At 64.7% G+C, this 15,226-nt stretch carries 12 protein-coding genes and 3 pseudogenes; 8 read left to right on the forward strand and 7 right to left on the reverse strand.

From position 1 onward, the window contains the following. Positions 1-11 precede the first annotated feature (11 nt). Together ACVWW3_RS33070 and ACVWW3_RS33075 are read right to left on the reverse strand one after the other, a co-directional pair. Positions 12-1,175, reverse strand: a complete 1,164-nt coding sequence (locus tag ACVWW3_RS33070) for an HlyD family secretion protein (RefSeq protein WP_354048082.1) — start codon at positions 1,173-1,175, stop codon at positions 12-14. Further along, positions 1,168-1,650, reverse strand: a complete 483-nt coding sequence (locus ACVWW3_RS33075) for a MarR family winged helix-turn-helix transcriptional regulator (protein WP_247351687.1) — start codon at positions 1,648-1,650, stop codon at positions 1,168-1,170. Before ACVWW3_RS33075 ends, ACVWW3_RS33070 begins: the two co-directional genes overlap by 8 nt. A 158-nt stretch (positions 1,651-1,808) precedes the next feature. On the opposite strand from ACVWW3_RS33075, the gene ACVWW3_RS33080 reads away from it, so the two are divergent. The 6 genes and pseudogenes from ACVWW3_RS33080 (at position 1,809) to ACVWW3_RS33105 (ending at position 7,993) form a co-directional block, all read left to right on the forward strand. Next, positions 1,809-2,303: a Fur family transcriptional regulator gene (locus ACVWW3_RS33080; RefSeq protein ID WP_456651885.1), complete on the forward strand. Its 495-nt coding sequence runs from the start codon at positions 1,809-1,811 to the stop codon at positions 2,301-2,303. Between the two features lie 36 nt (positions 2,304-2,339). Beyond that, positions 2,340-3,293, forward strand: coding sequence for a DMT family transporter (locus ACVWW3_RS33085; RefSeq protein WP_354048087.1), 954 nt, complete (start codon positions 2,340-2,342; stop codon positions 3,291-3,293). Positions 3,294-3,305: 12 nt separating this feature from the next. Further along, positions 3,306-4,590: pseudogene (gene ispG / locus ACVWW3_RS33090) on the forward strand (flavodoxin-dependent (E)-4-hydroxy-3-methylbut-2-enyl-diphosphate synthase). A gap of 261 nt (positions 4,591-4,851) precedes the next feature. Continuing rightward, the gene (locus tag ACVWW3_RS33095) at positions 4,852-5,748 is read left to right on the forward strand and encodes a TauD/TfdA dioxygenase family protein (RefSeq protein ID WP_456651883.1); all 897 of its coding nucleotides are present in this window, start codon (positions 4,852-4,854) and stop codon (positions 5,746-5,748) included. Positions 5,749-5,833: 85 nt separating this feature from the next. Then, complete coding sequence (locus ACVWW3_RS33100) at positions 5,834-7,171, forward strand: Rieske 2Fe-2S domain-containing protein (RefSeq protein WP_456672272.1); 1,338 nt, start codon at positions 5,834-5,836, stop codon at positions 7,169-7,171. A 3-nt stretch (positions 7,172-7,174) separates the two neighbouring features. Beyond that, complete coding sequence (locus ACVWW3_RS33105; RefSeq protein WP_456651881.1) at positions 7,175-7,993, forward strand: N-acetylmuramoyl-L-alanine amidase; 819 nt, start codon at positions 7,175-7,177, stop codon at positions 7,991-7,993. A 22-nt stretch (positions 7,994-8,015) separates the two neighbouring features. On the opposite strand, the gene ACVWW3_RS33110 is transcribed toward ACVWW3_RS33105, so the two are convergent. The 3 genes and pseudogenes from ACVWW3_RS33110 to ACVWW3_RS33120 all read right to left on the reverse strand — a co-directional run bounded on the left by ACVWW3_RS33110 (position 8,016) and on the right by ACVWW3_RS33120 (position 10,982). Next, entirely contained in the window at positions 8,016-9,626 is a 1,611-nt protein-coding gene (locus ACVWW3_RS33110; protein ID WP_456651880.1) for a Na+/H+ antiporter, read from the reverse strand. Positions 9,627-9,671: 45 nt separating this feature from the next. Beyond that, positions 9,672-10,554: pseudogene (bla, locus tag ACVWW3_RS33115) on the reverse strand (class A beta-lactamase). 53 nt (positions 10,555-10,607) lie between these two features. Further along, positions 10,608-10,982, reverse strand: coding sequence for a nuclear transport factor 2 family protein (locus tag ACVWW3_RS33120; protein WP_456651878.1), 375 nt, complete (start codon positions 10,980-10,982; stop codon positions 10,608-10,610). Positions 10,983-11,076: 94 nt separating this feature from the next. Between ACVWW3_RS33120 and ACVWW3_RS33125 the strand changes: the two genes are divergently transcribed. After that, positions 11,077-11,505 (forward strand): GFA family protein, encoded by a 429-nt coding sequence (locus ACVWW3_RS33125; RefSeq protein WP_456651877.1) that lies wholly within the window; start codon positions 11,077-11,079, stop codon positions 11,503-11,505. Between the two features lie 174 nt (positions 11,506-11,679). Continuing rightward, positions 11,680-13,513: pseudogene (locus ACVWW3_RS33130) on the forward strand (caspase family protein). Positions 13,514-13,551: 38 nt separating this feature from the next. On the opposite strand, the gene ACVWW3_RS33135 reads toward ACVWW3_RS33130, so the two are convergent. Together ACVWW3_RS33135 and ACVWW3_RS33140 are read right to left on the reverse strand one after the other, a co-directional pair. After that, complete coding sequence (locus tag ACVWW3_RS33135) at positions 13,552-14,241, reverse strand: DUF1345 domain-containing protein (protein WP_456651875.1); 690 nt, start codon at positions 14,239-14,241, stop codon at positions 13,552-13,554. Positions 14,242-14,248: 7 nt separating this feature from the next. Continuing rightward, positions 14,249-15,172: a polyprenyl synthetase family protein gene (locus tag ACVWW3_RS33140; RefSeq protein WP_247351710.1), complete on the reverse strand. Its 924-nt coding sequence runs from the start codon at positions 15,170-15,172 to the stop codon at positions 14,249-14,251. Positions 15,173-15,226 lie beyond the last annotated feature (54 nt).

Here is a 15,226-nt window from a genome sequence, read left to right on the forward strand (position 1 = left end):
CGGTCCTTGTCTCAGTCTTTTTCGTGGCCTGCGGTCGCCGCCAGGCCGAGCAGGCCGGCGAGCGAGCGCTGATGGCCGGTGTCGATGGTGGCGTAGACGCTCATGCCCGCCTTCAGCTTCCGCACGTATTTGTCGGTCTCGTCGAAATAGACGCGGATCGGCACACGTTGCACGACCTTGACGAAATTGCCGGTGGCGTTTTGCGGCGGCAGGATCGCGAACTGCGCGCCGGTGCCGGGCGAGAGCGAGCCGATCTTGCCCTTGAAGACATGGTTCGGGAACGCGTCGACCTCGAGCGTGACCGGTTGCCCTTCGGTGACGTAGGTGAGGTCGCTTTCCTTCGGATTGGCGTCGACCCAGGGATGGGCGACGTCGATGATGGAGAACACCGGCGTGCCGGCGGTGACGTAGCGGCCGAGCTGGATCTGCTCGACCTGCGTCGCAACGCCGCTCATCGGGGCCCGCACGACGGCGTGGTCGAGATTGCGCTGGGCGTCGTCGAGCTTGGCCTTGGCCTGGGCGTAGGGCGGGAATTGCTCGAGCGGCAGGTCGGGATTGCCGAGCAGCTGGGTCTTCGCATTGGACAACTGCTGCTTGACGAACTGCGTCTGGGCGCCAGCGGTGACCAGCGCATTAGCAGCGTTGTCCAGGTCGAGCTGCGAGCCGAAATTGCTCTTTACCAGTGACTGCTTGCGCTCGACGTCGCGCTGCTTCAGGTCGACGCCCCGCTGCGCCAAATCGAGCATCTGTGCGTATATCTTGATGTTCGCGATGAGATTGTCATAAGTCGTGCGAGACTGGTCGAGCGCGGCCTTTGCCTGGTCGACCGCGAGGCGGAACGGCACGGGGTCGATCTCGAACAGCTCGTCGCCCTGCTTGACGACCTGGCCCTCTTTCACGATGACCTTCTCGATCTTGCCGGAAATGTCGGGCGTCACCAGCACCTTCTGGGCACCGACATAGGCGTCGTCGGTGCCGACATAGCGGCCGCCATTGAGATAGAAGGTCAGGCCGGCAATGGCGACGACGGCCGGCAGCACGACCAGAAGCAGGACGCGGCGATAACGGCGCAGGCCGGCGATCAGGCGGCGACGCGGATTGGTGCCGGCTTTCTTGGTGGGCTTGCCGCTGTCGATTTTCTGCTCGGGTTGGAATTTGAGAACCTGATCAGCCATAGCGCTGCTCCTTACGCGCTTGTTCCGCCACCGATGTCTGGATCGCGGTACGCACGTTTTCCTTGATTGTTTCGAGCTGGGTGAGGAGGCGATGGGCGTCCGCCGGAGTGATGCCCTCGAGCGCGTTGGCCGTGAGCTCGGACTTCAGCCCGCTCATCCGTCCGAGCAATTGCCGCCCCGCCTTCTTCAGGTGCAGCCGCTTGACGCGGCGGTCCGAAGGATCGTTGCGGCGTTCGATCCAATCACTGTCGCAGAGCTTGTCGATCAGGCGCGTCAGCGTGATCGGCTGCACCTCGAGAAGCTCCGCGAGTTCCGACTGCTTCATGCCTTCGCTGCGCTCGACCTTGGCCAGCACCGCCCATTGCGCGCGGGTGATGCCGAAGCGCGAGGCTTCCTTGTCGGCATAGACGCGGAGCAGGCGATAGAGCTCGGCAAGCGTAAACAGGAAGTTCTGGTCCACGGGCCCGCGGCTCATGAGCTTGGTCTCCAATAAGCTTGGGATATAATAAGCAAGCTTATGATTATTTCATGGCGGGATAGCGGGATGCTGTCCCGCAGCAAGAGCATGGCTGATCGCCGCACCGCCGGTCCTGCTTTGGGTTCCCCTTTCGAAATGCTAGGAACACCGGTCCCATGACCTTCGCAAAGCCGGTTTTTCCCGCGCCCGATCACGATCACGGCCGTTGCACCGCCGATGCGCTGGCGCATGCCGAAGCCGTCTGCGAGCAGCGCACGCAGAAATTCACGCCGATCCGCCGCCATGTGCTGGGGGCGCTGCTCTCGAGCCACCGGCCGCTGGGAGCCTATGAAGTGATCGACGAACTGGCGAAATCGATGCCGCGGCCGGCGCCGATCACGGTCTATCGTGCTCTCGATTTCTTGATGACGAACGGCCTCGTGCACCGCATCGAAAGCCGCAACGCCTATCTCGCCTGCGCCGCCCACGACCATGACGCGACCTCGGCGGTGACGTTCCTGATCTGCGAGCGCTGTGGTCTGGTCGGTGAGATTCCGTCGGCGTCGTTCGCCAGGGACCTCACCGCCGCCGCGCGCAGTTCAGGCTTCGCTCCCAAACTGTCCGTGGTGGAAATCACGGGCGTCTGTGCGCATTGTCAGAAAGCTGCATAAAGCAACAACGGCGCAACGCCGGTTTTTCAGGAAGACATGTCCTCACCACAAGCCCTATCGTCCGCCGGTCGTCCCCTCAGTGCCGGCGCCATCGCTCTGATGCTCATGCTGTGCCTGACCTGGGGGTTCAACCAGATCGCGGTGAAGCTGGTGCTGCCGGACATCCCGCCGATGCTTCAGGCCACGTTCCGCTCGATGGGCGCGCTGCCGGTGCTGTTCATCATCGGCAGCTTGCGTGGCGTTAAATTCTTCGAACGCGACGGCACCTGGAAGCCCGGCGTGATCGCCGGACTGATGTTCGGCATCGAGTTCGTTCTGATCTTCCAGGGCCTGCGCTTCACACCGGCGTCGCGGGCGGTCGTGTTCCTCTACACCGCGCCGTTCTTCGTCGCGCTCGGCTCCTACCAGGTGCTTGGCGAGCGACTTGGCGGTACGCAATGGCTGGGGCTGGCCGTCAGCTTTGCCGGTGTCGCACTCGCGATCGGGGTACCGCAGCCCAACGTCGATTCGCATGTTCTGCTCGGCGACCTCATGATCGTCGGTGGCGCCGCGCTGTGGGCGGCGACCACGCTGGTTGCCAAGGGCACCCGGCTGCGCTTCGCGGCGCCTGAAAAAGCCCTCGGCTATCAAGTCGCGACCTCGATCCCGATCCTCGGCACGGCCGCCTGGCTGTTTGGGGAGACCATCCCCCACACCCCGTCGACGCTGTCGCTGGGCCTGATGGCCTTCCAGGCGATCTGGGTGGTGGGAACCACGTTCACGCTTTGGTTCGCGCTGGTGAAGACCTATTCGGCCAGCAAATTGTCGGCTTTTACCTTCATCACCCCTTTGTTTGGCGTGGTGGGTAGCTATTTCATCATGCACGACACCCTGAACCTGACATTTGGGGCGGCAGCGGTCCTTGTAATTGCTGGGCTTTTTCTGGTTAACCGTCCCAGCCAATCCGCTGCGGCGCCGCGCGATGCATTGCTGAACGTCACCAAAACCTGATATTTGGACCCCATGAACAAGCTCGAAACCACCATCGATTCCGACATCGCGGGGCCTGCGCCGCGCCATCACACCACCCAGGTCAAGGTCGGCGACGTTGCCGTCGGCGGCGGTGCGCCGATCGTCGTGCAGTCGATGACCAACACCGACACCGCCGATATCGAGGGCACCATCGCCCAGGTCGCAGCGCTCGCGCGCGCGGGCTCCGAAATGGTCCGCATCACCGTGGACCGCGAGGAAGCCGCTGCCGCCGTCCCGCATATCCGCGACGGCCTGCTCAAGCGCGGCATCACCACGCCCTTGATCGGCGACTTTCATTATATCGGCCACAAGCTGCTCGCGGCCTATCCGGCCTGCGCTGAGGCGCTCGCCAAATATCGCATCAATCCCGGCAATGTCGGCTTCAAGGACAAGCGCGACACGCAGTTCGCCGACATCATCGAGATCGCCAACAAGAACAGCAAGCCGGTCCGCATCGGCGCCAATTGGGGCTCGCTCGAACCAGGAGCTTCTGACCAGGCTGATGGACGAGAACACCGCCTCGGCCAATCCGCGCGATGCGCGCGCGGTGATGCGCGAAGCCATGGTGCAGTCGGCGCTGCTCTCGGCTGCCCGCGCCGAAGAGCTCGGCATGCCCAAGGACCGCATCATCCTGTCGGCCAAGGTGTCGGCGGTGCAGGATCTGATCGCGGTCTACGAGGTTCTCGCCAGCCGCTCCGATTACGCCATCCATCTCGGCCTGACCGAGGCCGGCATGGGCACCAAGGGCATCGTCGCCTCATCCGCCGCGCTCGGCATCCTGCTTCAGCAGGGCATCGGCGACACCATCCGCATCTCGCTGACACCGGAGCCCGGCGGCGACCGCACCCGTGAGGTGCAGGTCGGCCAGGAGCTGTTGCAGACCATGGGCTTCCGCACCTTCGTGCCGCTGGTTGCGGCATGTCCCGGCTGCGGCCGCACCACCTCGACCACGTTCCAGGAACTGGCCAGCTCGATCCAGGGTTTCATCCGCGACGAGATGCCGACCTGGAAAACCAAATATCCCGGCGTGGAAGAGCTCAACGTCGCGGTGATGGGCTGCATCGTCAACGGCCCCGGCGAATCCAAGCACGCCAATATCGGCATCTCGCTGCCGGGCACCGGCGAAGCGCCGGCTGCTCCCGTGTTCGTCGACGGCAAGAAGTTCCGGACCCTGCGCGGCCCGACCATCTCCACCGACTTCAAGGCGCTCGTGATCGACTACATCGAGCAGCGCTACGGCCAGGGTGCCAAGGTGCCGGTGACCGCGGCGGAGTGATCTAACTTCACTCGGGCCCACACTCCGCCGTCGTCCCGGACAAGCGCGCCTCGGCGCGCGCAGATCCGGGACCCATAGCCACAGGATTTCGTGGTGACGGCAGGATGTCACTCCGAGTCTTCGCCAAACCTAATCCTGTGGTTATGGGTCCCGGATCTGTGCTTACGCTTGTCCGGGACGACGGCTGTGTTTGCAGCGCAGATTGCGTATCTGTCACCCCCCGCTACCATGCCCCCAATCAAAACGATCGGGAGAGATGCCATGAGTTCACTCGCCGGCAAGCAGGGCCCGCGCTATCGCCACACTGCGGATGACGGCGCGCCGTACGAAACCATCGCGGTCGAAAAGCTCACCCCGATCATCGGTGCGGAAATATCCGGCGTCGACATCGGCAAGCTGGTCTCGGACGATGCCCGCTCCAACCGGCAGATGGACGAGATTCAGCGCGCGCTCGCCGAAAACCTCGTCATCTTCTTCCGCGACCAGCGCATCACGCCGCAGCAGCATCTCGCCTTCGGCCGCAAGTTCGGCGAACTGCATTTCCATCCTGCCGCGCCGCATGAGGATGAAGACCCGGCGCTGATGAAGATCTACGCGGATGCGAACTCGCCGCGCGCCAACGGCGAAGGCTGGCATTCCGACGTGTCCTGCGACCTCGAACCGCCGATGGGCTCGATCCTCTACATCAAGCAGTGCCCGCCGCGCGGCGGCGACACGCTGTTCGCGAACATGTACGCTGCGTACGAGGCGCTGTCGGACCGCATGAAGGCCTATCTCGACGGCCTGACCGCGCTGCACGACGGCGAGCCGATCTACCGTGGGCTCTACGCCAATTACGGCGTGGCTGACCGTCCGTCCTATCCGAACGCCGAGCACCCTGTGCTGCGCACGCACCCGGTCACGGGCAGGAAGGCGCTCTACGTCAACCGCGGCTTCACCCGCCACATCAACGGTATTCCGCGCGACGAGAGCGACGCGATGCTGGCCTATCTCTACCAGCACGCCGAGAACCCGCTGTTCCAGTGCCGCTTCCGCTGGACCGAGAACGCCATCGCGTTCTGGGACAACCGCTGCGCCCAGCACCGCGCGATGTGGGACTACTGGCCGCACACACGCTCCGGCACGCGCGTGACGGTGAAGGGCGAGCGGCCGGTTTAATCCGCCTGCGCACCGCGTTCCGCGTTGACGTCTTCCCGCGTCCGCGCCAATCTTGCCGAAAACAAAGACGTCGGGAGGATCAGCCATGCTCCGCGCCGAGGACAACAAATTCCTGACCGAGTCGGGCCCCGGCACGGGAATGGGCGAGCTGTTGCGCCGGTTCTGGATTCCCGTGGCTCTCTCCGAAGAGCTTTCCGAGCCGGACGGCGAGCCGAAGAAGATCATCGTGCTCGGCGAAGAGTTGCTCGCGTTCCGTGACTCGCGCGGCGTTGTCGGAATCATCGATCAGTATTGCCCGCATCGCGGCGCCAATCTCTGGCTTGGGCGCAATGAGGAATGCGGCATTCGCTGCGTCTATCACGGCTGGAAGTTCGACACCGACGGCCGATGTGTCGACATGCCGACCTCCTATCCCGACATCAACGCCAAAGACCTCATCCGGATCAAATCCTATCCGGTGCGCGAATGGGGCGAGATGATCTGGGCCTATATGGGCCCGGCCGAGGTCATGCCCGAATTGCCAGATCTCGAAATGGCGCTGCTGCCGGCCTCGCACCGCTATGTCGGCAAGAAATGGCAGGACTGCAACTGGGTGCAGGCGCTGGAAGGCTCGATCGACACCGCGCATTTCACCTTCGCCCATCTCTCCTTCGACAAGGAGGAGAACGAGATTCTGGACATCAAGAAGCATTTTGTGAATCCGATCGCGCGGATGTCGAGCGACCACATGCGTTGGATCGCGGAGGATCCGCGCCCTGTGATCGAGATCCAGCCGCACGACGCGGGGCTGACGATTGCCGGTGGGCGTCTCACCGGCGGCGACAGTATCTACTGGCGCATCGCGCAATTCCTGATGCCGTTCCACGCCTATGCGCCGAGCGCGATGCCGGGCGAGAACATTTTTGGCCAGACCTTTGTGCCCGTCACCGACACCAATTGCTGGATCTACACCTATGCCTGGAATCCGGAGCGGCCGCTGACCCAAGCCGAGCGTGATGCCTTCGACCGCGGCAATGGCGTGATCGCGGAGGTCGACGAGAATTACGTGCCGACGCGCCACAAGGGCAACGACTATTTGATCGACCGCAAACTCCAGAAGACCAGGAGCTACACCGGCATCAAGGGCGTCTCCGAACAGGACGCCGCCGTGCAGGACAGCCAAGGCCCGATCGCCGACCGCACCCGCGAGCATCTCGGCCCGACCGATCTCGGTATCATGCATTTCCGGAAAGTCGTGATGGAGCTGGCGCGGGCGCTTCAGCAGGGCGAGCCGCCGCCGCAGGCCGCGCATCAGGATCGTTACGCCGTGCGCTCGGGCGCCTGCGTCACCAGCAAGGCCAAGGACTTGCCCGCCGTGATGCTGGAACGCTTTGGTGACGTCGCGGGATTCGTCGGCCGTCCCAGGATTGCGGCAGCGGAGTAGGGTTTGAGGCATTCGCGCAGCATCATCGCATGTCTCGTCTTGCCGCTCGTCGCGTCGATCTTGCTATCGTTGACGCCTGCTGACGCCGGTCATGCGGCTATCGCGCGAAAAAATGCGAAGCCCAAGCCGCCGCAATCACCGGCCAAATGCGAGGTGCCGAAATTCAGGATCGTCGTGGATGTCGGGCACACGCCAGACTCCTACGGCGCGTTGAGCGCGCGCAATGATCCGGAGTTCGGCTTCAACTTCCGGCTTGCGAGGCTCATCACGGCGAAACTCAAGTCTGAAGGCTTCGCCGCAGCCCGCCTGCTCGTCACGGACGGCAAGGCACGGCCGAGCCTGTTCAAGCGGGTCAGTGCCGCGAATGACGGTCGGACCGATCTCTTCCTGTCGATCCATCACGATTCGGTGCCGGACAAGCTGCTCGAGAGTTGGGAGTTCGACGGCGCGCACAGCTATTTCAGCGATCGTTTTTCGGGCCACTCTCTATTCGTGTCGCAGCGGAACCAGCACTTCGCCGCCAGCCTGATGCTGGCCCGGATGATCGGCAGGCAGCTGAAAGAGCAGGACCTGCACTATGCCAGCCAATACACTCTGCCGGTGATGGGCCGCTACCGGCGCCAATTGCTCGACAAGGATGTCGGCGTCTACCGCTATGACGGGCTCGTCGTGCTCGCGCAAACCCGCAGCGCCGCCGTGCTGCTCGAGGCGGGCTCGATCATCAACCGCGACGAGGAAATGGCGATGAATTCGCCGGGGCGGCAGGAGATGATTGCGGGCGCCGTGGCGGTGGCGATCAGGGAGTTCTGCGAGAGGCGGTGATTGCTCGCGCAATGACGAGAATCTATAGCGGCCCTCCCCGATACTCCCGGTTCGCCAAACTCGCCTCCTCCAGATCCAGATCCCGCTCGATCCGCCGGCGCGTCTCGTCGGTGATCTGGCCGTCGCGCAGCAGGTCGTGGATGAATTTCCGCTCGGCCTCGATCAGGTCACGCGTCAGGGCGGTGCCGGCGGCCGAAACGTCGTGGTGGGTGGGATCGAGCGAGTCCGGTAGCTGGTTGACGCGAATCTCGTGGCGTGCGCGCAGCAGCCGCATCACCTCGTCCGTGACTTCCTTCTCCTCGGTCAGCACGTCGAGCGACTTCAGGGCGGCATCGAGAGCCTGGCGGCGTGCCGCGATCTCGGCCTCGTGCTCGGCGACATGCTCGTTGCGACCGGCTTCCGCGACGCCGAGCCAGCGCACCACCGGTGGCAGTGTGAGGCCGACTCCGATCAGCGTGACGAAAATGACGGCGAAGGCGACGAACAGGATCAGGTCGCGATACGGAAAGGCCTCGCCGCCCGGCAACGTGAAAGGCAGCGCCAGCGCAGCCGCCAGCGACACGGCGCCGCGCACGCCGGTGAACGCGAGCACGAACGGCCATTGCCATGGCGGTGAGGGATCGCGGGCGCGCAGCGACTTGCTGAACATCCGCGGCAGATAGGTCGCGGGATAGAGCCAGGCGAAGCGCGCGCCCACGACGACCACCAGGACCACGGCGGTTGCGATCATGATGTCGTCGAGCGGAAACGCCTTCGATTTCTCATAGAGCGCGCGCATCTGGAATCCGGTGAGCAGGAACAGCAAGCCCTCGATCAAATAGATCACGAGGTCCCAGAAGAAGATGCCTTGCAGACGCGTCGATGCCGAGATCAGCAGCGGCCCGTTCCAGCTCACATAGAGGCCGCAGGCGACCGTGGCGATCACGCCGGAGCCGCCGACGTGCTCGGGCAGCCAGTAGGAGACGAAGGGCGTGATCAGCGACAGCGTCAGCTCGACCTGCGGATCCCTGGACCATTTGCGCAAGCGCAGGGACAGCCAGCCGACGCCGATGCCGAAGGCGATCTCGCTGGCGACGATGAGCAAGAACTCGCCGGCTGCCAAAGGCAGCGAGAAATGCCCGACCATGATCGCGGCGAGCGCGAAACGATAGAGGGTCAGCGCGGTAGCGTCGTTGGCGAGCCCTTCGCCTTCGAGGATGACCAGAAGCCGGCGCGGCATGTGCAGCCGGCGCGCGATCGCGAGCGGTGCCACCACGTCGGGCGGCGCGACAATGGCGCCGAGCAGGAAGCCGATAGCCCAGGGCAGGCCAATCACATAATGCGTGGCGGCCGCCACCAGCGCCGCGGTGAAGATCACCGCGCCGACCGCGAGCAGCACGATCGGGCGTAAATTGTTCCTGAACTCGCGCCAGCTCATGGCGACGCTGGCCGAGTAGATCAGCGGCGGCAGCACCATCAGCAGTACCAGTTCCGGCGGCAGTTCGACCGGCGGCATGCCCGGCACGAAGGCGAGACCGATACCGGAGAGCATCAGCAGAATGGCAGGCGCGATGTTGAAGCGGCGCGCGACAAGCGCAGTGCCCGCCAACACGGCAAGCAGGATGAGAAAGGTCTGAAATTTCGCTTCGATCATGGCCTGTCTTGGCCGGAAGCAACCGCAAGGTCAATGCGGCGCGGCTCAGGCCAGCCGCTCAGCCACCATGCGGCCGATGCGCGCGAACACGGCTTCGAACTGCGCAGCGTTGGGCGTGCCGCCCTGGGTGTAGGCCGCGATCAGGATCGGTGCATCGGGCTTCGTATCGGACTTCGTATCGGGCTTGGGCCAGACCACCGCGATATCGCCAGAGGCGTCCTTGCCGTTGTTGCCGGTCTTGTCGCCGATCTTCCAGTTTGCGGGGAGCCCGCCGCGCAGCCGGTTCGCGCCGGTCTTGCAGCCCACCATCCATTCCATGAGTTGAGCACGCGAGGCCGGCGACAGCGCCGCGCCCGTCACCAGCCGCCGCAGATTGCCCGCCATCGCCGCCGGGGTCGTGGTGTCGCGGGGATCGCCGGGCGGTGAGCGGTTGAGCTCGGGCTCGTTGTGGTCCAGTCGCGAGGTGCTATCGCCGAGCGACCGCCAGAAGGCGGTGAGCGCGGCGGGACCGCCGATCCGCGCGAGCAGCAAATTGGCGCAGGTGTTGTCGCTGAGCTCGACGATCGCCTTGCACATCTCGGTGACCGACATTGCGCCGGCGGCAAGATTTTGCCTGGCGACCGGTGCGTACTCCAGCAGGTCGGCCTTGCCGTACGGAATCATGGCCCGCGAGCTGATCCTCGCCACGATCGACCCGCGCCAGTACGCAAGCCGCGAGCGAAGCCTTGAATGTCGAGCACATGACGAACCGTTCGTCGGCCCGCCAGGCGAGCTTTGCGCCGGTCGCGAGGTTCTCCGCATAGACCCCGATCCGGCCGCCACTCTCGCGCTCATACGTTTCGAGCTCAGGCTGCGCGTCCGCGGCGAGCGCGGGAGATGTGGCCATCCAGCACAGCGAGGCGAGCAGCGAACGGCGGTCGAGAAGCATCGGGGACTTTCAGGCGAGACGGAGGAGGCAGCGACGAGCCGGAGGGAAGCCCCTCACTCCCGCAGGTCATACCGATACGACTTCGACACGATCTGCCAGCCGTCGGCGAGCTTCATCGCCACCAGATAGTCGGTGAAAAAACGCGGCGGCAACTGGCACCGGACCTTGATGAAGGCGGTCTTGTCGTCCGAACGGTCGATGGTGACGATGAAATCCTCGCGCGGCTTGCCTTCGGCCTTGCCGGAGGGGCGCTTGCGCACGCGGTCGAGCCAGTCCGGCACGGTCAGCACCTGCAGTTCGCCGTTCTCGACCCAGCGCAAATCGGCGGATGGGTGGAAGATGGCGCCGAGTTTTTCGGCATCGCCCTCGTAAAGTCCATCGAAATAGGATTGCACGACGGCTTCGACGCTCGCGCGGTTCTGGCTCATGGGTCATCCCTTTGAATGATGGCTCGGGGCGAACTTAGTCGTACTCATCAAAATGCGCTATGGGAGTGCGTACCATTTGTGCGAGGACACTGTGATGACCGGATCAGAGAATTCGAACGCTCGTATCCTGATCGGCGAATGCTACTGCCGCGCCGTGCGCTATGAGGTTGCGGACGCATTCTCCTATGCGGTGAACTGCCACTGCTCGAATTGCCGCCGCACCACCGGCGCCGCCTTCAAGCCGTTTGCCGGAATAACCCAGGACAAGCTGCGCATCACCCATGGTGAAGATCAGCGCCTCATCTTCGGCGACGAGACCACCCATGACGCCCACTGCGCCCGCTGTGGCTCGCTGCTTTATTCCCGGGTGCGCGAGGGAAAATGGGTCCATGTCGCCATGGGAACCCTGGTCGATGCCCCCTCGATCCGACCGAGCGTCCACATTTTCGTGGGCTCGAAAGCGCCCTGGCACGAGATTACGGACAATCTGCCGCAATATCGGGGCCACGTGGGGGATGCCTGAGGGAACCTGCTGCGCGCCTATTTCTCGGCGAACCGCGACCGGACTGGCGCGACAAACAAAGGGGGTTTTTCGGCCTGCCGCCGGTGCCACCTTCGTGACCTCCATCGCCCGCGGCGGACCCTGCTAAAGCCATCCCAAAGGGGCGCGAACTGCCCTGAACCCGGAAGTCGCGTTATGCGCAAATCGCTCAGACTTTGCCCACTTCTCCTCGCGGTCGCGCTGCTATTCGGCGCCGGGCCCGCTTTGGCCGGGAAGCGCGTCGCGCTGGTGATCGCCAACTCGGGCCTATCAGCACGCGCCGTCGCTTACGAACCCTGTCAATGACGGTTCGGTGATGGCCAGGACTCTGAAAGAGGCCGGCTTTGACATCGTCGATTCCCGGCACGATCTGACGGCGCTGGACACCCGGCGCGTGCTGCGCGAATTCGCCGACCGGACCCGCGATGCCGACATCGCCGTGGTCTACTATGCCGGCCACGGCATCGAAGTCGAAGGCTCGAACTATCTGATCCCTGTCGATGCCAAGCTGGAGCGTGACACCGACGTCTTTGACGAGGCGCTCTCCCTCGACCGCGTCCTGGTCGCGGTCGAACCGGCCAAGCAGCTTCGACTGGTGATACTGGACGCCTGCCGTGACAATCCGTTCGGCAAGACCATGAAGCGCACGGTCGCCTCGCGCGGCATCGGCCGCGGCCTCGTCCAGGTCGAGCCGACCAGCCCCAACACGCTGATCGCCTATTCGGCCAAGGCCGGCTTCACGGCGCAGGACGGCGACGGCGCCAACAGCCCCTTTACCATGGCGCTGTCGAAGCATCTGACGACACCGGGCCTCGACATTCGCCGCGCCTTCGGCTTCGTGCGTGACGACGTGCTCAAGTCGACCGGCAACAAGCAAGAGCCGTTCGTATATGGCTCGCTCGGCGGCGAGGACGTGCCGCTGGTGCCGGTCAAGGTCGCCGCTGCGGCTCCGGCAGCGCCTGCGCTGAATCCGCAGGCCGACATCCGCCGCGATTACGAGCTCGCGCTGCAGGTCGGCAACAGGCCGGCGTGGGATGCCTTCCTCGCCCAGCATCCCGATGGTTTCTATTCGAGCCTCGCCAAGCTTCAGCTCGAAAAAATCGGCGCCGAGCAGGCTCATGCGGCGGCCACCGAGAAGGCGAAGCAGGCCGAGGCCGAGCGCGATCGCCTTGCTGCTGTCGGTGCGCAGAAGGATGCGCAGGCCAAGGCAGCCGCCGACGCGAAGGCCGCGGAGCAAGTGCAGCTTTCCGCGCAGAAGGTCAAGGAGCAGGCGCAGCAGCAGGCGGCCGCTGCCGAGCAGCAACGCGTCAATCTCGCCGCCACGGCGCCAAGTGCTGCGCCCGCCAGCACGGCGAGCCCTGCCGGCACCAACGTCGCGTCGCTGACGCCGGCCACTGCGCCGGCCGATCTCAGCCGCTCGGTGCAGACCGAGCTCGGCCGCGTCGGCTGCTTCTCCGGTGCTGCCGACGGCAACTGGACGACGTCCGCGCAGCGGTCGTTGTCGCAGTTCAACCGCTATGCCGGCACCAAGCTCGACGTGAAGGTGGCGAGCATCGATGCACTCGACACGGTCAAGTCAAAACAGTCGCGCGTCTGTCCGCGGGTTTGCGAGCACGGCTTCAAGGCCGACGGCGACAAGTGCACCAGGATCGTCTGCGGCGACGGCTATGCGCTGAACGATGACAATGAATGCGAGAAGAAGCGTGCCGCAAAGCCCACGGCTTCCAAGCCCGCGACCTCGCGACGCGACGACGGCGAAGACCATCCGGTGCGGCAGCGTCGTCAGGCAGGCGGCGCAGGTGCCGGTGCGGCGGGCGGCTTTGGTGGCGCTGCCGGCATTGCGGCTGCGGCCGGCGCCGGCCGCGCCGCAGGTGGCGGACAGCTATTCTGCAATAACGGCGGCTGTCGTGCGGTCAACCGCGGCTGCCATCTCGAATATCGCGGCGGCGGCGGCCCCGGCAACGATGCAAATGTCGAGGTGTGTAACTGACACTACCGGGTCGTCCGGGCTTTCGCCGGGACGACGGATCAAGTCGCGATTGCACTCGCCGCGATGTTCACCGTCAGCGCCAGCAATGCCGTGTTGTAGATAAAAGAGACGATGCCGTGCGCGGTGGCGGTGCGGCGGATGGTCTTGTCGGTGATGCCGACGTCGGAGACCTGCGCGGTCATGCCGATCACGAACGAGAAATAGACGAAGTCCCAATAGTCAGCGTGGTCTTCCTTGTCGCCGCTGGGAAACTGAAGGCCGCCCGGCGTTGGGTGACGATAATAATCATGCGCGTAATGCAACGCGAAAGTCGTGTGCACGGCGGCCCAGGACAGCGCGATGGTGGTGATCGCGATGGTCAGCTCCGCGGCGCCGCGGTGGACGCCGAGTTCGGCGACAATGGCGGCGATGCTGGCGAAGGCACCGGTCGCCGTCACCAGCAGGATCACGAAGCGGCCGTCGTCCTGCATCGCAGCGGCGCGGCGGATGTGCTGGTGGTCGTTGCACAGCATCATCGCGTAGACCAGCACCAGATAGACCGCGATCAGTGCATCCCACCCAAGCACAAGCCGCGTCGTCAGCCGGTACGAACCCGGTATGAGCAGGCAGACGAGGATACCGACGGCAAGCGATATGAACGTTCGCGGCCGCGCATACACCAGGCGCACCGGCCTCGACATCTTGCGGAAGCGAGCGAGGGCAAGATCTTCCTTGCTGCCGCTCGCCATAGCGCTATCAGCTCTTCCGTTCAGCGACGAACCGCGCAGCCGCTTGCAGCACGGCGGCCCGATCGCCGAAGATCGACACGGCGCTGTCGGCCCGCGCGAGCAGGTCGCGGACGCGCTGCTTGGCGCCTTCGAGGCCGAGTTGCGTGACGAAGGTGGTCTTGCCCATCGCTGCGTCCTGGCCCGAGGGCTTGCCGAGCGCAGCCGCGTCGCCCTCGACGTCGAGCAGGTCGTCGGCGATCTGGAAGGCCTCGCCGAGTGCGCGACCGTAATCGTCGAGCGCCTGATATTCCTTTTGCGAGGCCTGGCCGAGGATCGCCCCGGCGATGCAGCCGTAACGCAGCAGCGCACCGGTCTTCATCTGCTGAAGACGCGCCACGTCCACCGGCTCGCGGTCGCCAAAGCGGCCTTCGCCGGCGAGATCGAGGATCTGGCCGCCGACCATGCCGCCGATGCCGGCGCAGCGCGCCAGCGCGCGCGTCAGCAGGAGCCGCACATTGGCATCGCGATGAATCTCGTCGCGGGTGATGATGTCGAAGGCGAGCGTCAGGAGGCCGTCGCCGGCGAGGATCGCGGTGGCGTCGTCGGTCTTCTTGTGCAGGGTCGGGCGGCCGCGGCGCAGGTCCGAATTGTCCATTGCCGGAAGATCGTCATGGATCAGCGAGTAGCAGTGGATGCATTCGAGCGCCGCACCAGCGAGCAGCGCGGCTTCGCGGGGCACGCCGAACACGGCGGCGCTCTCGACCACCAGGAACGGCCGCAGGCGCTTGCCGCCGTTGAGGCTCGAATAGCGCATTGCGTCCATCAGTCGCTTGGGCCGGGCGATCTCATCGGGCAGGATGTCGTCCGCCAACAGGCGCCCGAGCAGCGCCTCGGTGTCATCAGCGGTCTTGTCCAGACGTTTGGCGAAATCGGACGGGGACGTGCCGGTCATCAAGAAGGGCTCCAGAACTAAAATTCGGCGGGACAATCCTTTATGCGCCCGCCT

The organism is Bradyrhizobium sp. LM2.9, assembly GCF_054056555.1.